The organism is Pandoraea anhela (assembly GCF_902459655.1).
Taxonomy (GTDB): domain Bacteria; phylum Pseudomonadota; class Gammaproteobacteria; order Burkholderiales; family Burkholderiaceae; genus Pandoraea; species Pandoraea anhela.
The window spans coordinates 216,670-240,219 of sequence record NZ_CABPSB010000003.1 but is presented as its reverse complement, the minus strand read 5'-3'; the positions used below and the strand labels follow the sequence as shown (position 1 = coordinate 240,219).

The 23,550-nt window shown below is 62.9% G+C and carries 24 protein-coding genes; 11 read left to right on the top strand and 13 right to left on the bottom strand.

Annotated elements, in window-relative coordinates; translation table 11 throughout:
- Positions 1 to 31 precede the first annotated feature (31 nt).
- The 5 genes from PAN31108_RS06420 to PAN31108_RS06400 form a co-directional block, all read right to left on the bottom strand.
- Positions 32 to 397 carry a cytochrome o ubiquinol oxidase subunit IV gene (locus PAN31108_RS06420; RefSeq protein WP_052266693.1) on the bottom strand — a complete coding sequence of 122 codons (366 nt, stop codon included), beginning with the start codon at positions 395 to 397 and terminating at the stop codon, positions 32 to 34.
- Positions 398 to 1,024, bottom strand: a complete 627-nt coding sequence (locus tag PAN31108_RS06415) for a cytochrome o ubiquinol oxidase subunit III (RefSeq protein ID WP_150668049.1) — start codon at positions 1,022 to 1,024, stop codon at positions 398 to 400.
- 2 nt (positions 1,025 to 1,026) lie between these two features.
- Positions 1,027 to 3,006, bottom strand: coding sequence for a cytochrome o ubiquinol oxidase subunit I (gene cyoB / locus PAN31108_RS06410; protein WP_044458326.1), 1,980 nt, complete (start codon positions 3,004 to 3,006; stop codon positions 1,027 to 1,029).
- A 15-nt stretch (positions 3,007 to 3,021) separates the two neighbouring features.
- A complete protein-coding gene (cyoA, locus tag PAN31108_RS06405) occupies positions 3,022 to 4,089 on the bottom strand; it encodes a ubiquinol oxidase subunit II (protein WP_150668048.1) in 1,068 nt (355 codons plus the stop codon).
- Between the two features lie 511 nt (positions 4,090 to 4,600).
- Entirely contained in the window at positions 4,601 to 5,230 is a 630-nt protein-coding gene (locus PAN31108_RS06400; protein WP_150668047.1) for a LysE family translocator, read from the bottom strand.
- A 268-nt stretch (positions 5,231 to 5,498) separates the two neighbouring features.
- On the opposite strand from PAN31108_RS06400, the gene PAN31108_RS06395 reads away from it, so the two are divergent.
- Entirely contained in the window at positions 5,499 to 5,963 is a 465-nt protein-coding gene (locus PAN31108_RS06395) for an Lrp/AsnC family transcriptional regulator (protein ID WP_044456539.1), read from the top strand.
- A gap of 189 nt (positions 5,964 to 6,152) precedes the next feature.
- Positions 6,153 to 7,613 (top strand): sensor domain-containing diguanylate cyclase, encoded by a 1,461-nt coding sequence (locus PAN31108_RS06390; RefSeq protein ID WP_246183827.1) that lies wholly within the window; start codon positions 6,153 to 6,155, stop codon positions 7,611 to 7,613.
- Here the strand turns inward: PAN31108_RS06390 and PAN31108_RS06385 are convergent.
- Together PAN31108_RS06385 and PAN31108_RS06380 are read right to left on the bottom strand one after the other, a co-directional pair.
- Positions 7,541 to 8,749 (bottom strand): LysR family transcriptional regulator, encoded by a 1,209-nt coding sequence (locus PAN31108_RS06385; RefSeq protein WP_150668046.1) that lies wholly within the window; start codon positions 8,747 to 8,749, stop codon positions 7,541 to 7,543. The two genes, PAN31108_RS06390 and PAN31108_RS06385, sit on opposite strands and share 73 nt — an antisense overlap.
- On the bottom strand, positions 8,746 to 10,230 hold the full coding sequence (locus PAN31108_RS06380; RefSeq protein ID WP_150668045.1) for an MFS transporter: 1,485 nt from the start codon (positions 10,228 to 10,230) through the stop codon (positions 8,746 to 8,748). Before PAN31108_RS06380 ends, PAN31108_RS06385 begins: the two co-directional genes overlap by 4 nt.
- A 66-nt stretch (positions 10,231 to 10,296) precedes the next feature.
- Between PAN31108_RS06380 and PAN31108_RS06375 the strand changes: the two genes are divergently transcribed.
- Complete coding sequence (locus PAN31108_RS06375; RefSeq protein WP_370819585.1) at positions 10,297 to 10,974, top strand: helix-turn-helix transcriptional regulator; 678 nt, start codon at positions 10,297 to 10,299, stop codon at positions 10,972 to 10,974.
- Between the two features lie 78 nt (positions 10,975 to 11,052).
- On the opposite strand, the gene PAN31108_RS06370 is transcribed toward PAN31108_RS06375, so the two are convergent.
- Positions 11,053 to 11,370 (bottom strand): YnfA family protein, encoded by a 318-nt coding sequence (locus PAN31108_RS06370; protein ID WP_150668043.1) that lies wholly within the window; start codon positions 11,368 to 11,370, stop codon positions 11,053 to 11,055.
- Between the two features lie 102 nt (positions 11,371 to 11,472).
- Here PAN31108_RS06370 and PAN31108_RS06365 point away from each other — a divergent pair, with 102 nt between their 5' ends.
- Positions 11,473 to 11,685 carry a SlyX family protein gene (locus tag PAN31108_RS06365; RefSeq protein ID WP_370819583.1) on the top strand — a complete coding sequence of 71 codons (213 nt, stop codon included), beginning with the start codon at positions 11,473 to 11,475 and terminating at the stop codon, positions 11,683 to 11,685.
- 296 nt (positions 11,686 to 11,981) lie between these two features.
- Positions 11,982 to 12,593, top strand: coding sequence for a DUF1439 domain-containing protein (locus PAN31108_RS06360; protein WP_150668042.1), 612 nt, complete (start codon positions 11,982 to 11,984; stop codon positions 12,591 to 12,593).
- Between the two features lie 118 nt (positions 12,594 to 12,711).
- Here the strand turns inward: PAN31108_RS06360 and PAN31108_RS06355 are convergent, their stop codons facing one another.
- From PAN31108_RS06355 to PAN31108_RS06345, 3 genes are all read right to left on the bottom strand, one after another.
- On the bottom strand, positions 12,712 to 13,137 hold the full coding sequence (locus tag PAN31108_RS06355) for an organic hydroperoxide resistance protein (protein WP_150668041.1): 426 nt from the start codon (positions 13,135 to 13,137) through the stop codon (positions 12,712 to 12,714).
- Positions 13,138 to 13,462: 325 nt separating this feature from the next.
- Positions 13,463 to 14,065, bottom strand: a complete 603-nt coding sequence (locus tag PAN31108_RS06350) for a TetR/AcrR family transcriptional regulator (RefSeq protein WP_150668040.1) — start codon at positions 14,063 to 14,065, stop codon at positions 13,463 to 13,465.
- A gap of 198 nt (positions 14,066 to 14,263) precedes the next feature.
- Positions 14,264 to 16,459, bottom strand: coding sequence for a TonB-dependent siderophore receptor (locus tag PAN31108_RS06345; protein WP_150668039.1), 2,196 nt, complete (start codon positions 16,457 to 16,459; stop codon positions 14,264 to 14,266).
- 356 nt (positions 16,460 to 16,815) lie between these two features.
- Between PAN31108_RS06345 and PAN31108_RS06340 the strand changes: the two genes are divergently transcribed.
- Together PAN31108_RS06340 and PAN31108_RS06335 are read left to right on the top strand one after the other, a co-directional pair.
- Entirely contained in the window at positions 16,816 to 17,310 is a 495-nt protein-coding gene (locus PAN31108_RS06340; protein ID WP_150668038.1) for an Lrp/AsnC family transcriptional regulator, read from the top strand.
- On the top strand, positions 17,303 to 18,238 hold the full coding sequence (locus PAN31108_RS06335; protein ID WP_217426285.1) for a DMT family transporter: 936 nt from the start codon (positions 17,303 to 17,305) through the stop codon (positions 18,236 to 18,238). The genes PAN31108_RS06340 and PAN31108_RS06335 overlap by 8 nt, the downstream gene beginning before the upstream one ends.
- Before the next feature lie 115 nt (positions 18,239 to 18,353).
- On the opposite strand, the gene PAN31108_RS06330 is transcribed toward PAN31108_RS06335, so the two are convergent.
- On the bottom strand, positions 18,354 to 19,112 hold the full coding sequence (locus PAN31108_RS06330) for an SDR family NAD(P)-dependent oxidoreductase (RefSeq protein ID WP_150668037.1): 759 nt from the start codon (positions 19,110 to 19,112) through the stop codon (positions 18,354 to 18,356).
- Between the two features lie 264 nt (positions 19,113 to 19,376).
- Between PAN31108_RS06330 and PAN31108_RS06325 the strand changes: the two genes are divergently transcribed.
- Positions 19,377 to 20,282 (top strand): LysR family transcriptional regulator, encoded by a 906-nt coding sequence (locus PAN31108_RS06325; RefSeq protein WP_150668036.1) that lies wholly within the window; start codon positions 19,377 to 19,379, stop codon positions 20,280 to 20,282.
- 60 nt (positions 20,283 to 20,342) lie between these two features.
- On the opposite strand, the gene PAN31108_RS06320 is transcribed toward PAN31108_RS06325, so the two are convergent.
- On the bottom strand, positions 20,343 to 20,996 hold the full coding sequence (locus PAN31108_RS06320; protein ID WP_150668035.1) for a TetR/AcrR family transcriptional regulator: 654 nt from the start codon (positions 20,994 to 20,996) through the stop codon (positions 20,343 to 20,345).
- Between the two features lie 225 nt (positions 20,997 to 21,221).
- Between PAN31108_RS06320 and PAN31108_RS06315 the strand changes: the two genes are divergently transcribed.
- From PAN31108_RS06315 to PAN31108_RS06305, 3 genes are all read left to right on the top strand, one after another.
- A complete protein-coding gene (locus tag PAN31108_RS06315; protein ID WP_150668034.1) occupies positions 21,222 to 21,650 on the top strand; it encodes a VOC family protein in 429 nt (142 codons plus the stop codon).
- A 145-nt stretch (positions 21,651 to 21,795) separates the two neighbouring features.
- Entirely contained in the window at positions 21,796 to 22,725 is a 930-nt protein-coding gene (locus PAN31108_RS06310) for an ABC transporter ATP-binding protein (protein WP_150668033.1), read from the top strand.
- An 8-nt stretch (positions 22,726 to 22,733) separates the two neighbouring features.
- Complete coding sequence (locus PAN31108_RS06305) at positions 22,734 to 23,495, top strand: ABC transporter permease (protein ID WP_150668032.1); 762 nt, start codon at positions 22,734 to 22,736, stop codon at positions 23,493 to 23,495.
- Positions 23,496 to 23,550: the final 55 nt, after the last annotated feature.

The window sequence follows — 23,550 nt, the reverse complement described above, 5'->3', positions numbered from 1 at the left end:
ACCCGAGACATGCGGGCAAGTCCGGGAAGACTTACATCCCCGGCATCATCAGCGAGTTGGCGTTGTGCATGATCCACAGCGAGCCGACGAGCACGATGGCCACGATCAGCACGGTGAACAGGAACGCCATCACATTCCAGCGCTGTTCCGACGAGCGGTCCATGTGCAGGAAGTAGATCAGGTGGACGATGATCTGCACGAGGGCTGCGCCGAGGATCAGCGGCAGCACCGTCGACGGCGGCATCGTGCCATCCATCACCAGCTTGAACGGCACGACCGTGAGGATCACGGCGAGCACGAAGCCGATCAGATACGACTTCACGCTACCGTGGCTGCCGCCGGCGGCATTGTGGCCAGCGTCGTGGCCGTGCGATTGCACCGATTTCGTATTGCTCATTTACATCGCTCCCATCAGGTACACGACCGTGAAGACGCCGATCCAGACCACGTCCAGGAAGTGCCAGAACAGCGAGAGGCATTGCAGGCGCGTGGTGTTGGTCGAGGTGAGGCCCTTCTTGGCAATCTGGAACATCAGCACGGCCATCCACAGCAGGCCCGAGGCCACGTGCAGACCGTGGGTTGCCACCAGTGCGAAGAACGACGACAGGAAGCCGCTACGGTTCGGACCTGCGCCTTCGAGGATCAGGTGGTGGAATTCGTACAGTTCCATCGCGATAAACGCGGCACCCAGAATCCAGGTGACGGCCAACCAGCCCATCACGGCACCCTTCTTGCCGTTATGCAGGCCGATCATGGCGAAGCCATAGGTGATCGACGAGAACAGCAGGATGAACGTTTCGACCAGCACGAACTTCAGGTCGAACAGTTCCTTGCCCGTGGGGCCGCCCGCCGTGGCGTCACGCAGTACGGCGAACGTGGCGAACAAGCTGGCGAACAGCACCAGGTCGGTCATCAGGTACACCCAGAAACCGAAGATCGTGTTGCCCCCGGTGTCGTGGTGCGCGTGGTCATGCGCATGCGCATCGGCATGCGCGCCCGTGTGTTTGAGAACTTCGCTCGTCATGATTAAGCCTTTGCTGCTGCGGCCAGTGCCTGATGGTGGGCCGATTCAATGGCCACCACTTCCGGCGACTGCACGTAGTAGTCGATCGAATCGTTGTTGCTGCGGCAGATGAACGTCACGATCATGCCCACGAAGCCGACGATGGCGAGCCACCAGATGTGCCAGATCGCGGCGAAACCGAACACCAGCGAGAAAGCACTGATGATGAAACCGGCGCCGGTGTTCTTCGGCATATGGATCGGGGCGTAGCTCGTCTTCAGATCGCTCTTGATGCCGTGTTCCTTGCGATAGGCCAGCTCGTCGATGTCATGCACGCGCGGCTCCTCGGCAAAGTTGTAGAACTGCGGCGGCGACGACGTCATCCACTCCAGCGTACGGCCGTTCCAGGGATCGCCCGTGGTGTCGGCCAGCGCCTTGCGGTTCTTGATCGACACGACCAGTTGCAGCACCTGGAAGCCGATACCGGCAGCGATGAACAACGCACCGATCAGCGCGGCGATCAGCCAGGGTTGCCACTCCGGATTGCTGTAGTGGTTCAGACGACGGGTCATGCCCATCAGGCCCAGCACGTACAGCGGCATGAACGCGAGGTAGAAGCCGATCAGCCAGCACCAGAAACTCGCCTTGCCCAGACGCTCATCCAGCTTGAAGCCGAAAGCCTTCGGGAACCAGTAGTTCATACCGGCGATGTAACCGAACAGCACGCCACCGATGATCACGTTGTGGAAGTGAGCGATCAGGAACAGCGAGTTGTGCAGCACGAAGTCCGCGCCCGGCACGGCCAGCAGCACGCCGGTCATACCACCGATCACGAACGTGACGATGAAGCCCAGCGTCCACAGCACCGGCGTGGTCATCTGCACGCGACCACGGTACATCGTGAACAGCCAGTTGAAGATCTTCACGCCGGTCGGAATCGAGATGATCATCGTCGCGATACCGAAGAAGGCGTTCACGCTGGCACCCGAGCCCATCGTGAAGAAGTGGTGCGCCCACACGAGGAACGACAGCACCATGATCGCCGCCGTGGCGTACACCATCGACTTGTAGCCGAACAGCTTCTTGCCGGAGAACGTCGAGATGATTTCCGAGAAGATACCGAACGCCGGCAGAATCAGGATGTACACCTCAGGGTGTCCCCAGATCCAGATCAGGTTGATGTACATCATCGGATTGCCGCCCAACTCATTCGTGAAGAAATGGAAGTCGAGGTAGCGATCCAGCGAGAGCAGCGCCAGCGTCACGGTCAGGACCGGGAAGGCCGCGCACACCAGCACCATCGTGCACAGGGACGTCCAGGTGAAGATCGGCATCTTCATCAGGTTCATGCCCGGTGCGCGCATCTTCAGAATCGTGACGACGAAGTTCACACCGGTGAGCAACGTCCCCAGACCCGAAATCTGCAAGGCCCAGATGTAGTAATCCACCCCCACGCCCGGACTGTACTGAATGCCCGAGAGCGGCGGGTAAGCCAGCCAGCCCGTGCGTGCGAATTCACCCACGCCCAGCGACAGGTTCACCAGCGCGGCGCCGGCCACGAACAGCCAGAACGACAACGTGTTCAGGAACGGGAACGCCACGTCGCGTGCGCCGATTTGCAGCGGCACCACGAGGTTCACCAGGCCCGTCATGAACGGCATCGCCACGAAGAAGATCATGATCACGCCGTGCGCGGTGAAGATCTGGTCGTAGTGATCCGGCGGGAGAATGCCGCCCGAGTTGTGGGCAAGCGCCAGCTGAGTACGCATCATCATGGCGTCGGCAAAGCCGCGCAGCAGCATGACGAGCGCCACGAGCACGTACATCACGCCGATCTTCTTGTGATCGACCGACGTCACCCACTCGTTCCACAGATACTTCCACTTGCCGAAGTAGGTGAGCAGAGCAATGATGCCCAGCCCGCCCAGCACCATCATGCCGACCGCGCCGACGATGATCGGCTCGTGGTACGGGATGGCTTCGAGAGTCAGTTTGCCAAACAGTGCTGACATTGTTGTTTACTCCTTATGCGCGTGCGCAGCCGTACCGGCATGCATCGCATGCGCGCCGGCGTCCATGGCCATGGTCATCGACTGGCCTTGCACGTTGGCGGCGGCGGCCGGAGCCGTCGCGGCGTCGGTGCCCGCACCCTTCGTATCCATCTTCATTTCCATCTTCATGTCCGCGCCCTTCATGTCCATGGCACCGTGGTTCTCATGGCCCTCGTGCTGCTGCGCCATGCCCGATGCCATCGGGGCGTGCACGATCGACTGGAACATGTTCGCGTCGACCGAGCTGTAATACGTGACAGGCGCGTTCTCGCTCATCGGCACCAGCGAAGCGTAGGCGTTCTTGTCGAGCACCTTCTTCGACTCGCGCACCTTCGTCACCCATTGCTGGAAGTCGCCGTCGGTCATCGCCAGCGTCTTGAAGCGCATGCCCGAGAAGCCGCCGCCGCTGTAGTTCGCCGAAATGCCGTCGTACGCGCCGACGTGGTTGGCGATCAGGTGCAGCTTCGTTTCCATGCCGGCCATCGAGTAGACCTGGCTACCCAATTGCGGAATGAAGAACGAGTTCATGATCGATTCCGAGGTGATCTTGAAATTCACCGGGACATCGACAGGAACGGCCAGTTCGTTGATCGACGCAATGCCCTGTTCCGGGTAGATGAACAACCACTTGTAGTTCAACGCCACCACTTCCACGGTGATCGGCTTCACGTCGCTTTCCAGCGGCTTGTAGGGATCGAGTTCGTGAGTGGAGACCCAGGTGATGCGCGCGAGGATCGCAATGATGATGATCGGCACGAGCCAGACCACGACCTCAATGGCCGTCGAGTGCGACCAATTCGGCTCATAGCGCGCCGACTTGTTGGATGCGCGGTACTTCCACGCGAACCACAGCGTCATCAGAATGACCGGAATCACCACGATCAGCATCAGCCAGGTGGCCGTGAGGATCAGGTTCTTGTTCTCGATTCCGATCTGCCCCTTAGGGTCGAGCAGCGTCATGTCGCAGCCTGCCAAAAGCAGCGGCGAGCACAAGGCGAGCAGCCTAAACAATCGCGGGTTTCTGTGTTTCTTCATGTCACACGACAGGGTTGAGTTGGCCACCGAACGGCGCAACACGGGCTTACCGGCCTGATGCAGGGTCGCAGGAGGTTGGCAAGGGTTAAGGTGGGACGGGAGCAGTCGTCACGCCGGTATTGCACCGGTCGAACTACGACGACTGTGTCATCGAAAAGACGGGAACCGGGGCATGTTGCCGCCCTCAGACCTCAAGTCACTGTCCGACTTCTTGTCTTTTACTTCCATCACGGTGCGGCATTATGCCGAAGTTTAATTAGGCCGGACATCGCACACCCACCTGCGCGACAAAGTGTCGCGCAGCCCTCACGCGTACGCGCGCGACGTTTTCCAAGCAGATCGGCACCTGTTTCGCGGTAAACGCTGTGCAATGCAGCAATTCGGGAAGGTTCTCTGAATTCAAGGGGTGCGACGTTGTGTCGCACCCTGATTTGCGGTGTCGCAGCGAAATGCACGCATTTGGTGCAATCGCCGGATAGGGATATCGGTGAAAGCGATTGTGCCCGGCTTTTCAATCGAGCGACAGTCGCACGGCAAAGGCCATGAGCGCCGCGCCGAACGACCAGCGTTGTACTTTTTGGGCAAGCGGGCGATTGCGCAACCAGCGCGCGATGCGCGCCGCGCCGAACGTGAGCGTCACGTCGAAGATCGCGCCGACGACCAGCAACAGCACACCGAGTTCGAGCACCTGCGTCCACACCGGCCCCGCTTCCGGACGCACGAACTGCGGCAGCAGCACCGAACAAAACAGCAGCGCCTTCGGATTCAGTACGCTGGACAGCACGCCCCGACGGAAGGCGTAAGAGAGCGGCGGCGCCGTGTCTTTCGTCGCCGATGCCACATCCATGCCGAACGCCGGCGAGCGCCAGATCTGAATCGCCACCCACGCCAGGTAAATCGCGCCGACGATGCGCACCGTCTCGAAGAGCCAGGGCGCCGCGCGCAACAGCGCCGCCACACCGCAGGCCGACAGCGTCACGTGCGCAGCGCGCGCCAGCGCCAGACCGGCGGCCGTCGCCAGACCGTGGCGTGTGCCCCGCATCATGCTCGTTTGCATCACGACCGCCATATCGGGCCCCGGCAATGCGTAGACGACCACCAGCGCGCCAATGAAAACCGTGAGCAATTGCAGCGAGACCATGACTTTTCCCCAAAGGATGTAACGCAATGAAAACGAGCTTTATGATCTCGCCATTCGATGAGAGATACATGGCGTTTTCCACCCATATAAAGCGAATTTTTTGGTTTATTCCACCCGATAAATTGTCATCCATAAGAAAACCGCCAATACGACATGACGTGGATCGCCAGTCGGATTAGGACGAACGGATGAGGGAAACACTTTCCGTAAGCGTCATATCGTGGTGGAATGCCATCTTTGCAGCAGATTTTGTAGCGGGACACCCACAATGAATGAACTCGACGCCATCGATCGGGCGATTCTGGCCATCGTGCAACGCGACGGCCGCATCTCCAACGCCCGGCTCGCCGAACGCGTGTCACTCTCCGAGACGCCGTGTGCCCGACGCCTCAAGCGCCTCGAGGCCGAGGGCTATATCACCGGCTACCGCGCCGAACTCTCGCACCGCGCGCTCGGCCTCGGCGTCACGGCATTCGTGCACGTGCGCTTCGCCGTGCACGACCGTGCGCTGTCCGAGCAATTCGAGCGGGAGGTGCAGGCGATCGACCGCATCGTCTCTTGTCACAACATTTCGGGCAGTGCGGACTACCTTCTCGGTGTCGTCGCCACGGATCTCGACGATTACGGCAGTTTCACGCGCGATGTGCTGCGCGCCCTGCCGGGCGTGACGGCGATCGAGTCGATGCTCTCTTTGCGCGAAGTCAAACGCGATACGGGGGCGCCCCTGTTGTAAATCGATTCACTGCTGAATGAAGCAGATTTCACCGTAGAATGGCGGGCGAAAACCAGAACCAGACCAGGTGCCGATATGGACGCCATGCCCGCCGTACCCGCCTCTCCCCAACCACCGCAATCGCCGCAATCGCAACAATCGCAACAATCGCCATGCACCGGCGACACCGCCTCCACCGATGACGCCCTGATGTTCGACCTCGCGCCGGTCTCCCTCTGGCTGGAAGACTTCAGCGGCGTGAAGCAGTTGTTCGACGAATGGCGCGCGCTGGGCGTGCGCGATCTGCGCGCCTACTTCAAGGCCGAGCCGGCACAGGTCTCGCTGTGCTCGCAACGCATTCGCGTCATCAAGGTCAATCGCCGTACGCTCACGATGTTCAACGCCCCCTCGCTCGACGAACTCGTGGCGAACCTGCCGCGCGTGTTCCGCGACGACATGCTCAAGACGCACATCGAAGAGCTTTGCCAACTTTGGGACGGCAAGACGCATTTCACGAGCAAGACCGTCAACTACACGCTCGACGGCCGGCGTCTGGACGTGCTGCTCAACGGCTCGGTCCTGCCCGGCCACGAAGCGTCGCTCGACCGTGTGCTGATCGCGCTAGAGAACGTCACGGAACTGGAGCACGCGCGCGAGCGCGTCACGATGGGCGAGCAGTACGCCCGGGGCCTCTTCGAGTATTCGCCGGTCTCCCTGTGGGTCGAAGATTTCAGCGCGATCAAGTTGCTGCTGGACGACGCCCGCGCGCGCGGCATCTCCGACTTCCGCACATTCACCGATGTGCATCCGGAGTTCGTCGAGCGCTGCATGCAGGAAATCGATGTGCTCGACGTGAACCGTCACACGCTCGCGATGTTCGTCGCCCCCGACAAGGCCACGCTGCTCGGCCGCCTGCCCGAGGTCTTTCGCGACGACATGCGTCACAACTTCCGCGAACAATTGATCGACTTGTGGGAGAACAAGCTCTTCCAGCAGCGCGAGGTCGTCAACTACGCGCTCGACGGCAACGAAATCAACGTCCATCTGCAATTCGCCGTGCTGCCGGGTCACGAAGCGCGCTGGGATCTGGTGCTGGTCGCGCTCACGGACATCACCGCACGCAAGAAAGCCGAGTCGTACCTCGAATTCCTCGGCAAGCACGACGTGCTCACCAAGCTGCGCAACCGGTCGTTCTACGTGGACGAACTCAACCGGCTCGAACGCAAGGGGCCGTACCCGGTGACGGTGGTCGTGGCGGATCTGAACAGGCTCAAGACCGTCAACGACCAGCTCGGTCACGCCGCGGGCGACGCCCTGCTGCGCCGCGCAGGCGAGGTGCTGAGCAAGGCCGTCGTAGCGCCGCAGATCGCAGCGCGCATCGGCGGCGACGAGTTCGCGCTGCTACTGCCGTCCACCGATGCCACCGGCGGCGCCGCTGTCATCGAGAGCATTCGTCAGTTGGTGGAGTTGAACAACTCGTTCTATCCCGGTACGCCGCTGTCGTTCTCGATGGGGATGGCGACGTGCGAAGCCGGCGAGCGGCTCGAAGCCACGATTCAGCGCGCCGACTTGCTGATGTATGAAGAAAAGCGCAATCACTATGCCGGCAGCGTGAACGAACGACGCGCACTCGACGGCCCGCCGTCGGGCAAGACCGGCAGCGGGGCATAACGCGAAGGGGGTGCCGCGCCCCCGGAATGCCCGGAATGCCCGGAATACTCGGAATGTGCATGCGCCACCGTGTGTGCGGCGGCGTCGGCGGGCATCCCCCCACCGCGCCCGCCATCGTCCGTCGCTTGAGGCGCCGCCCCGCCGGGAGTCTGCGTTGCCACGCCGGGTGGCGTACTGCCCAGCGGCTCGCAGATCAGCGCGAGCCAGTCGACGAACGCTCGCACACGCGGCGACACACGCTTTTGCGCCGGATACGCCACCGACAGACGTAACGACGGCGGCGGACACTTCGGCAGCACCGGCACCAGACGCCCCGACGCCAGGTAAGGCGCTGCCGCAAGCAACGTGGGCTGAATCAGCCCGAGACCTTCCAGCCCCGCCGAAAGATACGCAGCTTCATCCCCGACATGCAATTGGCCTCGCGTGCGCACGCAAGTCGCCTTGCCACCGACGACCAGCGTGAGATCGCCGCAGCGTGCGGGCATTGCAACGCCTTCGCTGCCGGACGACGAAGCGGACGCCCCCGACGACGCCAGCGACTCTGCGGGCGCCGACAGCCATTTCACCGAGGTGTGCGTGGCGATATCGTCGAGATCGCCGGGGGTGCCGTGCGATTCGAGATAACGGCGGCTCGCACACGTGACACGCGGCAGATCGCCGAGGTGGCGCGCCACCAGACGTGAGTCGGGCAACTCCCCGAGCACCACGCCGCAATCCACGCCGTCCCCCCGCCAGTCGCCGTGCGCCGGCGTCGCGTCCAGCGCGATTTCCAATCCCGGATAGCGCGCCTGAAACTCGGCAAGCGACGGCATGACGACCTCGCGCGCGATGACCGGCGGCAGGACGACGGCGAGGCGTCCGCGCAGTTGCGCCTGCGCACCGAACAGGCCCGACTCGACTTCTTCGACATCCGCGAGAATGGCCGAGCAGCGTTCGTAATATGCCGCGCCTTCCATCGTGAGCGCGACACGTCGCGTGGAGCGCGTGAAGAGCGCCACGCCGAACCAGCGCTCCAGATGCTGAATTTGCGTGGTCGCGGTGGCGCGCGGAATATCCAGCGACAGCGCCGCCTTCGTGAAACTGCCGACTTCGGCCACGCGCACAAAGGTACGCATGGCAGTGATGCGATCGATCATGACGCCTCCTGTCCTTCCGGCTTTGCGACAGACGCGGCGACCCTGCCGCGCAGGATGATGACGCTCGCGCCTGCGGGTGCCAGGGCAAACATCGTGAACAGCCAGACCGACGCGCGCTGCACTTGCGCCAGCCCGCCGTCCGCCAGCCCGGCAGAATTCGCGACCAGCCCGGCCAGCGCCGAGCCGAGCGCCATCGAATACAGTTGCACCGTCGTGATCGACGCCGACGCCAGCCCCGCTTCGCCCGGGCGCGCCGCCGTCATCGCCTGCGTGAGCAAATGCGGCCAGCCGATGCCCACGCCGACGCCCACGCCAAACAGCGCGACGCACAAACTCACGACACCCGACACACTCGCGAAAAGCGACGCCTGCGGCAACAACCCGGCGAGCGCGAACATGCCGATCGTGACGATGACTGGACCGAGGCGCACCCGACGCTGCGCCGCCTCCCCCTGTCGGCCGGCGCTCGTCATGGAGCCGACCGACCAGCCCGCCGCCATGAGCGCAGCGAGATAACCGGCGGCGAAAGGCGTCTGGCCGTGAATCGTCTGAAGGAAATAGGGGATGTAGATCTCGCTCGTCATCGCCAGACCCAGCAGGCTCATCACGGCGTAGAGACCGCCAAGGCGCGTTCGCAACGAATACGCGCCCGTCGGCATGAGACGCGGCAACGCATGCCGCACACTGCGCTCGCGCTGGGCCAGCCACCACGCCAGCAGCAGCCCCAGCAGCATCCACCCGGCAGCGACAACATGCGAATCGACCACGGCGCCCAGCGAAATGGCGACGGCCGATGCACACAGCAGCACCACCTTGAACCAGGGTACGGCGTGCGTTTCGTCATTGGCATGGACGCTGCCGTCGGCACTCGATACGGTCCGCCCGGCGCTCACCTGGGCGCGAATGATGAGACCGAGGCCGACGACGACCGGCAGCAAGGACCAGAACGCCCAGCGCCATTGCCCGAACTGCGCGAAGACGCCGCCCACCGCCGGTCCGCATAACGTGGCGACGCCCCACATGCCCGAGACAAGTCCCATGGCGCGCGACCACAACGGTGGCGCGAAGACGATGCGGATCAGCGCGTAGCTCAATGCAAGCAGGATGCCCCCGCCGAAACCTTGCAAGGTGCGGCCCGCCAGCATCCACGGCATGTTCGGCGCAGCCGCACACAGCATCGTGCCGGCGCTGAAGCCGACCAGCGCCGTGAGATAAGCCACGCGTGGCCCCAGCGAAGACAGCAGTTGCGCCGCGAACACCGAACCCAGAATCGACGCGACCACGAACAACGTGGTGTTCCATGCATACAGATCCAGCCCGCCGATCTCTTTGACGATGGACGGCAACACCGTCGTCGCCACATAGACGTTCGTCGCGTGCAACGCCACACCTCCGGCCAGCGCCAGCGACCGCCAGCCGTTGTTACCGCTCAACAGATCGCGCCAGCCCGGCGCATTCAGATTCGTCGTGCTCGTTGTCATGGATAGACAGCCCCCACGTCAGGAGACTAATATGCAAGAAAGTTCTTGGATATTACCTGTCTCACGATGAATTACCCAAATAACCACTTGGATAATAGGGCGGCCGCCCCGGCGTTGCCCGGTGCCGGGCACGAACGCGTGCTGCACTGGCTGAAGACGCAGGGACCGGCGTCGACCGCGGAAGTCGCTTCAGGATTGGGGATCACGGCGGAGGCCGCACGTCAGCAGGTGCAGAAGCTCGTAGCGGACGGCCTGCTCGTGGGCGAGACAATGCCCTCGCGTGGCGCGGGACGCCCGCGTCAGGCATGGACGCTCACCGAAGCCGGCCACAACCGCTTCCCCGACGCGCACGGCACCCTCACCGTTCAGTTGATCGGCTCGATTCGCCAGTTGTTCGGTGAAGAGGGGCTGGATCGCCTGATTACGCAACGCGCCCTGGAGACACGCGCCCAGTACACGAGCGCAATCGATCCCCTGCCCGGCTTGCCCGAGCGCATTGAGAAACTTGCGGAAATCCGGTCGGCGGAAGGTTACATGGCGCGTGTGGAGCGCGATGGCGACGACTGGCTGCTGATCGAGGACCATTGCCCGATTTGTGCCGCCGCCAAAACCTGTCAGGGATTTTGCCGCACGGAACTGGAATTGTTCCAGACGTTGATTGGTGAGCGCGGCAGCGTGTCGCGTGAAACGCACATGCTCGCCGGCGGGCAGCGCTGCACGTATCGCGTGAAGCCGCGGGGATGACGCCGAGCAGCCACCGACGCCGTGGACAATCCGGCGGATGATTCGGTCGAAAGCGTGCGTCCGTCCCCGGCCGACGGCTCAGCGCGGCTGAAATGCGATCAGGCTCATGCCCGCGAGCGCGACGCTCACGCCGGCGATGTCCCACGACGTCGGACGCATGCCGTCGACGAGCCACAACCATACGATGGCCACGCCGATGTACACGCCGCCATACGCGGCATAGACGCGTCCGGCCGCCGAGGGATGCAGCGTGAGCAGCCACGCGAAGAGCGCCAGCGCCACGCCGCCCGGCACCAGCAACCACGCACTGCGCCCCTGCCTGAGCCATAACCACGGCAAATAGCAACCGACGATTTCCGCCACTGCGGTGACGACATAAAGCAGAAAAGTTTTCATGTTGCGATTATGCCCGGCAGGCGCATTGTGCAGCGTGCCGCCTGCGGCACGGGCCAGTGAATCCTTCAATGGCCTACAATGCCGCGTTCACCGGAGAAGCTCATGGAATCGTTGGAAGCACGCGTCGTCGAACTCGAAGTAAAAGCGGCGTTTCAGGAAGACCTGCTCGAAACGCTCAACGAGATCGTCACCCGTCAGGAACAGCAGATCGACCTGCTGCAAAAGCAGTTCAAGGCGCTGTATCAGCAGATGCAGTCGCAAGGTCAGGGCGGCAACGACGGCGGTCCGCGTCACGAAATCCCGCCGCACTATTGAAACGCGGCACGGTGCCGACGCTCGCCGTCTCGCCCGCCGTCTCGCCATCTCGCGATCTCGCCGGTGCAGGCACCGGGAGTGGCTGCGATGCCATGTCGATGGCGCATTCGCGTCGCAGGCCAGGTGCGTGGATCAACGTGGCGTTCAGAACGATTCCACACCGCACGGGTCACAAAACCATCGACGGCTCTCAGCGCGCCCGCTCGCGCGGCGCTCACGACATGACTTCGCAACGCTCCCGCCCCCTCTCTCGCGACCTCTCGCGCCACTTCTCCCGCCGGCCTCGTCAAGGGGATATGTCCGTTGCCGACGCAGCATCGGACATTGTGAACATATCGCGCCGCGACACCTTGCGTCTGGGCATCGGCGGCCTGCTCGGTCTCACGCTCACGCCCTTGATGCGCCCGGCCAGCGCCGGCTACAACATCTGGACCGGCGAGTACACGATGACGCGCAAAGACATCGAGAGCGCCGTCGACAAGCGTTTTCCCACCACGCTCAACTACGGCCAGTTGCTCTCCGTCGAGTTGACCCATCCGCTGATCGGCTTCAATCCGCAAGCCAACCGCATCAACACGCAGGTCGACGCGCAGGTGCAGAATGTGCTGCTGCAAGGCCAGCCGCTCAAGGGCGTGCTGGCGATTTCCAGTGCGCTGAAGTACGACCCGGTCAGGCGCGCCGTGCTGCTCGACAATCCGAGCGTCGAGCGTGTGGACGTGAACGGCATGCCGCCCGCCTACGGCCAGCAACTGACGGCAATCGGCGGCAACGTCGCACAGCAGGTGCTCAATCAGTACCCGATCTACACCTTCAAGCCGGAGCAACTGAAGTACGGCGGGCGCGACGTCGAACCCGGCGCGATCACCGTGCTGCCGGACGGCATCAAGGTCGAGGTCAGGACGAAGTGAGCCGCAGACGCAGTGAGTGATCCGCCTCGCATGGCAAAAAGGGCAGCCCGAGGGCTGCCCTTTGCACATCCGGCGATTACGGCGTCAAGACATTAAGACGTTAAGGCATTAAGACGTCTTAGACGATCGTGAGCGTCACGTCGATGTTGCCACGCGTGGCGTTCGAATACGGGCACACGATGTGCGCCTTTTGCACGAGGTCCTCGACCACGGCGCGGTCCACGCCGGGCACGCTGATCTTCAGTTCGGCCTGAATACCGAAGCCGGTCGGGATCTGACCGATGCCGACAGCACCGTCGATCTTCGTCTCGGCGGGCAGCGCGACCTTTTCCTTGCCGGCGACGAACTTCAACGCGCCCAGGAAGCAAGCCGAGTAACCGGCGGCGAACAATTGTTCCGGATTGGTGCCGCCGACGCCGGGGCCGCCCATTTCCTTGGGCACGACCAGCTTGACGTCGAGCACGCCGTCCGACGAGACGGCGCGGCCGTCACGGCCTCCGGTGGCGGTGGCATGGGCGGTGTACAGCACTTTTTCGATCGACATGACGAACTCCTGGTAAGTAGAAAATTTCACTTCCAAACTTCGACCATCCTGACCTGACACGCCATCATGGCGTTGCCTTGAAGCCAAGCGGTCATCTTAATGCACCTGCGAGCCCCGTTTCGTGACGCGCGACACAACCTGCGTGTCGTCCGTCCCGTTTGCTACGGTTTCCTACTGCCTCATACTCATACCGTGTTGTGCTGCGGTCCCACTGCTGCGGGTTGCCGCTTACGGTATTCGAGCATCTATCTACTCAAAGATAGACAACTTGTCACAAATAAACGGGAGCGATCTCCCGTTGTGATGCTGCCCTGCCCGGGGCGGGTCAGGCCACGCCGCACACCGACGCGACCACATCCTCCAACCGCGACGGCGCGCGGAACAACCGCGAGGCCATCACACTGCCCTGGAACCCGGCAAACAGGGTACGGGCCGTGGCTTCAGGCGACGACGTCAGCGTCAGCGTACCCTGCGCCTCGCCTTGCGCCAGCACGCGCGCCAGCCACGCTTCGTGATACGCAAAGAAACGCTGCACCGCCTCGCGCACCGTCTCCGGCAACGTTTCGATATCTGCCGCCAGCATGCCGCACAGGCAAATCCGGTGACCATCTTCGACGATGCGTCCGAAGCCTTGCGAATACAGCGCCAGTTTCTCGGGCGCGGGCAGCGAATCATCGATCTGCGCCAATCCCTCACCGATGAACGCGTCGTATGCCCTGATCGCTTCGAGCACCAGATCTTCCTTTGCGGGGAAGTAGTAATGGATGCTCGATGTCTTCACACCGACCCGCTCAGCCAGATCTCGATAGCTGAAGCCGTTGTAGCCTCGCGTCATCAGAAACATCTGCGCATGATCCAGCAGTTGTTCTCTGACGGTTGCGGTCGCTGTCGTCGGCGCTGTCGTCGGTGATGTCGTTGTGCGGTTCATGTGACGAACTTTATCTATCAGTAGATAGATAGTCAAGCGTTTTTTCCGAAAGCCGCGATGAATTCTGACGATGCGATCGATAGCGGGCAACGTCGGAAAGCAGAACGGCGGCCCGAAGGCCGCCGTCGAGGCATGCTGGCGTGCGCAACGCCGACGATCGACGCCCTCGCTGCGCCGCCCTCACAGCGGTCGGATCAATCAGAAATCGATCTTGGCGTTCAGGCTGACCATACGCGGATCGGCAGGTTTGATGTAGTTGTCGTACTGATATTCCCAGTATCGGCGGTTCGTGAGATTGCTCACAGCGGCGCGCAACGTCACGTCCTTGCCCGACACGCGCGTGCGGTACGTCGCACCGAGGTTGATCAGCGTGAAGCCCGACACCGTCAGCGAATTCTGCGGGTTGAGCGCCGTGCGGCCGTTGTAGCGAATGTCGCCGCCGACCGACAGGCCCGGCACGTACGGAATCTTGTACTCGACATTGCCCGAGAGCACGAAGCGCGGTGCGCCGCCCACCCGGTTGCCGTCGTAGCCGCCCGAGGTGCGGGCGTACCACGCGTCGAGGGCCATCGCACTCGCGCCGAGCGTCCACTGCGGGCCGAGCTTCACGGAACCGGCGAGTTCGATGCCCTGATAGACCGACTGACCGTCCGCTACGCGGGCGTTCGCGCTGTTGGTGTAGACGGCGCCACGCTCAATACGGAAGAGCGCCGCCGTGGTGCTCCAGCTCGCCTGCTCCGTCTTTACACCGACTTCGTACTGTCGGCTCTTGAACGGATTAAGCACCGCGCCCGCATTGGCGTAGGTCGAGCCGACCACTTCACCGGCTTCGAGTGCTTCCACATAGCTCGCGTAAGCCGTCGTATTCGGCGTGAGCTTGTACATCGCGGCGAGTGTCGGTGTGAAGACGCCGTTCGTCGAGTATGTCGACACGCCCTGTGCGTTGGTCTGATCGTAGTTGGTGAAGCGCCCGCCGGCGAGCACCGAGAAGCGATCCGTAATCTGCACCGTGTCGGACGCGAAGACCGACTTCTGCTCGATGGCGCTGGAACGCTGCGCCTGGAGCGGCGTGCCGTTGCCGTAGAACTGATACGACGCGCCCTGATACAGATTGCCCGAGTACGTCGAAAACGCCACGCTCGGGTTCGCCGTGACGGGACTATAGAGATACGAATAGTCGTTCGTCTGATATTGCGACGCGTAGCCGAACGTCAGTTGGTGCGTGAGCGGGCCGGTGCGTACCTTGCCTTCGGCCGTCACCTGCCAGGCATGGAAGGTGTTGATTTCGTCGCCCAGATCGTTCAGGCCACGGTAATCGCCGGCGCCGTTGAGCAGGTAAAGCGTCGCTTCGTTACGGTCGCGTGTCGACTTGTTGTAAGCGAAGTTGGCCGAGACCTTCCAGTCCGGATTCACCTGATACTGCAGCCCGGTCGTGTAAAACTGCGTGATGGTGTTCAGGTGCGTAGCCTGCGTCTGGAGATTCGCGTTGGAAACGTTGATCGGTCCGGGCAACTGATTGCCCGTGAAGTAGGCTGTGGAGAGCGACGGCGACGTTCCCGTGGCGCGTCGGTCCTGATACATCGCCCCGAAATTCCACGTGAGGTCGGGCGTGATGCGGGCGTCGAGTGCAACGGACACCGTATCGCGGTTCAGATTGCCGTCGGTGTACGTGCGGCCTTCCTCATGGGTGTAGTTCAGGCGCGCGCCAAACATGTCGTTCGGACCGGCACGGCCACCGAGGTCGACGTGCTCGCGCCAGATCCCTTCCGACTGAAAGCCCACGTCGACGCTCGCGATGCGCTCGTCCGTCGGTTTCTTCGTCACGTAATTCACTACGCCGCCCGGCGCAACGAAGCCGTACATGAAGCCGGACAGGCCCTTGAGCAACTCCACGCGGTCAAACTGTTCGTACGGCATCGTCACGCCGTAGGTCATCACGGGCATGCCGTCGAGCTTGAAGCCCGATTGCCAGTCGACGGGCATACCGCGCACGTAGATGTAACCGGCCCACGCGTCGAAGGCGTTACTGCCGTCGGTCACCGAAGCGTCCGTCACGAACACATCGCCGAGCTTGGCAGGCATGCGCTTTTCCAACTGCTCCTGACTCACCACCGTGGTCGAGAACGGCGTGTCGAGCTGGCTGCGCGTGCCGAGTGCGCCTGCCGCCACCGCTTGCTTCAGGTTCTGCGGCGTCTCCCGCAGTGCGGATTCCGTTACCGTCGTGGCCTTGAGCGCGGCGGGCGCCGCCGTGGCAGCGCTCGCCGTATCGGCGGATGTCTGCGCGAAAACCGAAGTCGAACAAGCGGTGGAGAAAGTCAGAAATGCGGCGAGGGCCAGCGGATGAACGGCAGCGCGCGAAATGTGGCTGGCGCGGTGAAGCTGAGCGGACGACATGCTTGAAATCCCGTGTATCTAGAAGATCTTTTTATAAATGAGAATCGTTAACATTATCATTCTCAGCGACGGATGGTATCAGGTCATCGCACACCGTCAACCCATGTCGCACGTCGTGACGAAGACAAGACGGAAATACAACATTCCCGTTTCTTACCAGATGAGATCGGATCAGATGGGAGGGAATCGGGTCGGATCGAACGGCATCGGGTAAGCCCCGTCGAGGGAATGCCGTCAGGCCGTGACATCGCCACCGGCAACCCACGCAAATAGGCTAATATCGCGGCACTGTCGCCTACCGAGCGGCCAATCGAACGGAACGCCGGCCCTCATCCGGGGCACGCGCGCAGTGTGGTATGGAACTCGACGCCATTGATTTGAAAATTCTGCGGGAGCTGCAAGCCGACGCCCGCCTCACCAACGTTGAACTCGCCTCGCGCGTGAGCCTGTCGCCCTCGCCATGTCTGGCACGCGTGAAGGCACTCGAAGCAGCGGGCTATATTCGCCAGCGCGTCACGCTGCTCGATCCGTCGCGGCTCGGGCTGCATATCAACGTCTTCATCCACGTCACGCTGGAAAATCAGAATCGCGACGGTCTGGACGCCTTCGAAGCCGCCGTGACCGCCCTGCCGAACGTCATGGAGTGTTACCTGATGTCGGGCGACGCCGACTATCTGCTGCGCGTGATGGTCAGCGATATGGCCGCCTACGAAACGCTGATCACGGATCGTATCTCCCGAATTCCCGGTATCCGCAACATCCGGTCGAGCTTCGCGCTCAAACAGGTCATGTACACCACGGCCGTCCCCGTCCCCGATCCCCACAACACCATGACGTCGGGCAATGCCTGAGGTCGGCGCCCGCGACACCGTCGCCTCCCCCACACCGCACGGCGGCGTGAGCCAGCAGCTCGCGCTGCACGTCGCCGCCATGCTGTTCGGGGCTTCGGCGCTCTTCGGTGAGCATATCGCCGCGAGCAGCACGATGATCGTCTTCGGACGCGGGCTGTTTTCCTGGCTCGCCCTCACCGTCATCGCCCTTACCGGTCTGGCGGGGCTGCGCAGCGCCGCGCGATTATCGGGCGGTGCGCCGTGGCGGGGCCTCCCGACGGCCAGCGCGTTACGCCTCATCGTGGCCGGCGTATTGCTCGCCGTGCACTGGCTTGCGTTCTTTCTCGCGATCAAGGCGGGCGGCGTTGCGGTCGGCACGCTCGGTTTCGCGTGCTTTCCCGCGTTCGTGATCTTGCTGGAATGGCCGTTGCGCCGCGAACGCCCGTCGTTGGGCGACGTGGGCGTAATCGCGCTGGTTTGCATCGGCCTCGCGCTCGTGACACCGGCCTTCGACTGGCGGGCCGACGCGAGCGTCGGCCTCGCATGGGGAGTGCTGTCCGGCGCGATTTACGCCGTGATCGCGCTCTCGAACCGGGTGCTAGGCGCGCAGGCATCGCCGTTGCAGGCAAGCTGGTGGCAATGCCTCGGCATTCTCGTCGTGCTCGGGCCGTTCGCGGGGCGCGAGGCGCTCACGCTGCCCGCCGCGCAATGGGGATGGCTCGCCTGTCTGGGCGTCGTGTGCACCGCACTGGCGTACACCCTCTTCATTCACGCACTTCGCACCGTCAAGGCAAGTCAGGCCGCCGTGGTGATCGCGCTCGAACCGGTCTACGCCATCGCGTTCGCATGGGCACTGTTCGGTACCTCGCCGACGCTCAAGATGGCCATCGGCGGCATGTGCATCGTCGGCGCCGTTGCGTGGTCCGGTTCGATGCGCTCACGCCGCTGAATCGCGCGAGTCTCGCCGGTACGCGCGAGAACGCGGCTCACCGAGCCGCGTCCTGCGCCGTCATGCATGCCATCACACCATGACTTCATGAGCGCCATCATGAGCGCCATGAGCGTCAGAGGATCATGCCGCCCGATGCCTCGACACGCTGACCATTGATCCAGCCCGTCTCATCGCTCAGCAGCGCCGCCACGACACCTCCGATATCGTCGGCTTCGCCCACCCGACCCAGCGCAATGTTGTTGGCGACCATCTGGTGCACGGCCTGATTGTCGCGCACGGTGCCGCCGTTGAAGTCCGTTGCGATCGCCCCCGGCGCAATGGTGTTGGCGCGAATGCCGCGTGCGCCCAGCTCCTTGGCCAGATAGCGCGAGAACACTTCGATGCCGCCCTTCATCATGGCGTAGGCCGATGCGTTCGGCAGCGTGAAGCGGGCCAGCCCGCTCGATACGTTCAGAATGCGGCCACCGTCGGCAATCGACGGCAACAACGTCTGCGTGAGGAAGAACGGTCCCTTCAGGTGCAGACGCACGAGAAAATCGAACTCGTCTTCCGTCGTCTCGACGATCGACTTGTGCAGTCCGGTGCCGGCATTGTTCACGAGGAAGTCGAACGTATCGCGCTTCCCAACCTCCCTGAGCCATCGCCTGACCTCCGCCGCGAACGGAGCGAACTGAGACGAATCCGACGCGTCGAGCGGCAGCGCCACGGCATTTGCCCCCATCTCGACGATCTCGGCCACCACCGCCTCGGCTTCCTCGCGCTGGCTGCGATAGGTCAGAATGACGTCGATGCCACGGCGGGCGACGGCGAGCGCCGATGCACGGCCGAGACCACGGCTGCCACCGGTAATGAGAGCGATCTTGCGGGTCATGACGGTTCTCCTGATGACGGGATGGATCGGAGCGAGCCCGCTGGCTGCGCCCCGCCGAACCCTTCGGACGACCGCATCGGTCGTCGCTTCACGTGCCGCGTCCTGCGCTATCGTCGTGTTTGGCTGACGATGCACGTTAAGGGCTGCGGTATGTTCAACATCCTATTGCATCGAATTTCACCAATAAATCCATCGAATCTGATTACACTGATCAAATTCCAATAACAATCATTCGTCCACCCCGACGAATGGCCCCTCGCCGTCATGCACCAGCTCGACGCCATGCGCATCTTCGTGCGCGTTACCGAGACCGGCAGCTTCACGCAGGCTGCCGACAGCCTCGGCCTGCCGCGCGCCAGTGTGTCCAACGCCATCAAGCAACTCGAAACGAAGTTGGGCACGCGCCTGCTGCACCGGACCACACGCCGCGTGCAGCTCACGCAGGACGGTCTGGCGTGCCTCGAACGATGCAAGGATCTGCTCGCCGATATGGAGGAGTGGGAGACGATGTTCGCGGCGCAGAACGAGGCGCTCACGGGACGGTTGCGGGTCGATCTCCCGGCCACGCTCGCGCGCACGACCGTCATTCCGCAGTTGCCCGCGTTTCTCGCGCGGCACCCGTCGCTACGCATCGAACTGTCGAGCACCGACCGTCGCGTCGATCTGGTACGCGAAGGGTTCGACTGCGTGCTGCGCGTGGGCGCCATCGCGGACTCCACGCTCATCGCACGACCGCTCGGCCATATGCGTCAGATCAATGTCGCGAGCACCGCGTATCTCAGGCGCTACGGTGAGCCGAAGACCCTCGAAGACCTCAATGCGCACCAGTTGATTCACTACACGACGACATTGGGCACTCGCCCCGCCGGTTGGGAGTATTTCGATGGCGAGCGCTACGCGCAATGGCCCATGGAGGGTGTGCTGACGGTGAACAATGCCGACGCCTATCAGGCCGCCTGCCTGGCCGGACTCGGACTCATTCAGGCGCCCGAATCCGGCGTGCGGGGCTACATTGCCGACGGCGTGCTGCGAGAGGTCATGCCGGCGTTTCAGGCGGAGCCGCTCGCCGTATCGCTGCTTTACGCGAACCGGCGGCATTTGCCGCGTCGCGCGCAGGTGTTCATGAACTGGCTCGCCGATCTGCTCATGCCCCGTCTGACAACCCCGTGACACGCGTCTGAGCGACGTCGTCGCCCGCAAGCCTCCGCCCTCCCGACCACCGCTGCACCGCTACAGCCCCTGCTCGACCATCGCGACGAGCCGCTGCCCCAGCGCATCGATCTGGTCGTCCGGCAAGTCCCTTAGCGGACCGTCGATGACGAGCACCGCCAGGCCGTGTACGGCCGCCCACGCCAGATACTCCGCCCCCGGGCGCTGTTCCGGTGCAACGATCCCGGCGGCCACCATGCCGTCGAGCGCCGCGCCCAGCAACTCGAACGGATTCAACCCGCTCGCGCCCGCTTTCTCCGGCCCGCCGGCCGAGCGCACATTTTCCGATGGCGCGAACGCCGTGCGGAACAAACCCGGCTGGCGTCGCGCGAAATGCAGATAACCGATCCCTACCGCACGCAGCACGGCACGCGAGCGCGCTGCGCCATGGGGCAACGATGTGGCGTCGGCAAGCGCCTGTTCGTGTTCGATGGCGAGCGCCAGCTCAGCGAGCGCCGCCGAGCGCACGGCGTCTAGCAGATCCTGACGATTGGCGAAGTGCCGGTATGCCGCATTGGGAACGACGCCGGCACGCCGCGTCGCCTCACGTAGGATCACGGCATCCGGTCCGCCGTTGCGCGCGAGTGCGATCCCCGCGTCGAGTAACGCCCGGCGCAGGTCGCCGTGGCGGTAAGTCGCGCGCGCCGGCCCGGTCGTGGTCTCTTGGTCTGTCATTGCTACCCCTTGTGGACAGTGTCCATTATGTCTGCTATTGTTTGTGTACACCGTCCACAAAGGCAAGTTGCAGTGCGTCAGCGGTCCGTGGATGACGTCACATTCGCGACTCACGTTCGCAGGCACTATGGTGATGAAATACCGATGACGATCGACCGATGACACGCCCCGGGGCGCCGGTATGCCGGAACGCCCCTTCATTGCAGACATCTCGAGGAGCACTCCATGCAAGTTCATTCCTATCTGTTTTTCGAAGGTCGTTGCGAAGAAGCGATTGATTTCTATGTGAAGACATTGGGCGCGAAGCGCGGCATGGCGATGCGCTACGGCGAGAGTCCCGAGCCGTGCCCCGAAGGCATGCTGCCGCCGGGCAGCGAGAACAAGATCATGCACGGCGAGTTCACCATCGGCGAATCGATGGTGATGGTCTCCGACGGCATGGTGAGCGGCCAGCCGAAGTTCGAGGGTTTTGCGTTGTCGGTGGATTTCACCGAAGTGGCGGCGGCGGAAAAGGCGTTTCATGCGCTGGCCGAGGGCGGCTCGGTCAACATGCCGCTGGGCGAGACGTTCTTCGCCAAAACGTTCGGCATGGTCAAGGACCGTTTCGGCATGAACTGGATGGTGATCGTGCCGAAGGAAATGCCCAAGGGCTGAGTCGCCTGCAAGCCCTGCGCCGTGCAGCGGTATCAGCGGTATCAGCGGTATCAGTGTTCGTGGGGGGCGTGGCGGCATAGCGTCACCGTCATTCCAGCACGGGCGTGCCGGACAAATTCCTCACGCCTGTGCTATCGTCGCCGCCATGCCATCCGTCATCTCGATCAAAAATCTGTCGAAGACATACGCGACCGGTTTCCAGGCGCTCAAGCACATCAACCTGGACATCCAGCGCGGCGAGATCTTCGCCCTGCTCGGCCCGAACGGCGCCGGCAAAACGACCCTCATCAGCACCATCTGCGGCATTGTGCGCCCGACCTCCGGCACCGTCACCGTAGACGGTCACGACATCGTGACAGACTACCGTGCCGCACGTGAAGCCATCGGTCTCGTGCCACAGGAGCTGACTACCGATTCGTTCGAATCGGTATGGGCCACCGTCTCCTTCTCGCGCGGCTTGTTCGGCAAGCCGGCGAATCCCGCGTACATCGAACAGGTGTTGCGCTCGCTCTCGCTGTGGGAGAAGAAGGATAGCCGCATCATGCAGCTTTCCGGCGGTATGAAGCGACGCGTGCTGATCGCCAAGGCGCTCTCGCACGAGCCGCGCGTACTGTTCCTCGACGAGCCGACCGCCGGTGTCGACGTCGAGTTGCGGCGCGACATGTGGCGTCTCGTGCAATCGCTGCGCGAGACAGGCGTGACCGTGATCCTCACCACGCACTACATCGAAGAGGCTGAGGAAATGGCCGACCGTGTCGGCATCATCACCGGCGGGCAGATCACGCTCGTGCAGGAGAAGACCGAACTGATGCGGCACATGGGCAGCAAGCAACTCTCGCTGCAACTGGCCGAGCCCATCGCGGCCATTCCCGAGGCGCTCGCCGGTTACGGCCTCGTGCTCGGCAACGACGGCACCGAACTCGTCTTCAGCTACGACGCCAATATCGAGCAGACGTCCATCGCCTCGCTGCTGCGCGACATGGAGCGCGCCGGTATTTCGGTGAAGGATCTGCACACGACGCAAAGCTCGCTCGAAGACATCTTCGTCTCGCTCGTGCACAAAAAAGAAGGATGAGCCGCGCCATGAATCTCTACGCCGTCAGGGCGATCTACAACTTCGAGATGGCGCGCACGCGTCGCACGCTGATGCAGAGCATCATCTCGCCGGTCATCTCGACCTCGCTGTACTTCGTGGTGTTCGGCGCGGCCATCGGCTCGCGCATTCCCGAAATCGAAGGCGTGCCCTACGGCGCGTTCATCGTGCCGGGCCTCATCATGCTCTCGCTGCTCACGCAGAGCGTGACGAACGCCTCCTTCGGTATCTACTTCCCACGCTTTACCGGCACGATTTACGAGGTGCTCTCGGCCCCCGTGTCCTACATGGAAATTGTGTGCGCCTATGTCGGTGCTGCGGCGACGAAGTCGATCGTTCTCGGGGTCATCATGCTGGGCACTGCCGCGCTGTTCGTGCCGCTGCGCATCGAGCATCCCGTCTGGATGATTTTCTTCCTCGTGCTCACGGCCGTGACGTTCAGCCTGCTCGGCTTCATCATCGGTATCTGGGCTGACGGCTTCGAGAAGCTGCAACTCGTGCCGCTGCTGATCATCACGCCGCTCACGTTCCTCGGCGGCAGCTTCTATTCGACGAGCATCCTGCCGCCGTTCTGGCGCGCCGTCACGCTGTTCAATCCTGTGGTGTATCTGATCAGCGGCTTTCGCTGGAGCTTCTACGGACTGGCGGACGTCAGCGTCGCCGTGAGTCTGGGCATGACACTGCTGTTCCTCGCGATCTTCCTCGCCATCGTGGCGTGGATGTTCAAGACGGGCTATCGTCTCAAGAGCTGAGGTACCGCCCTCGCGTCGGATACTCGGCGCCCCGGCGGGTCACGCGTTCCCCCCT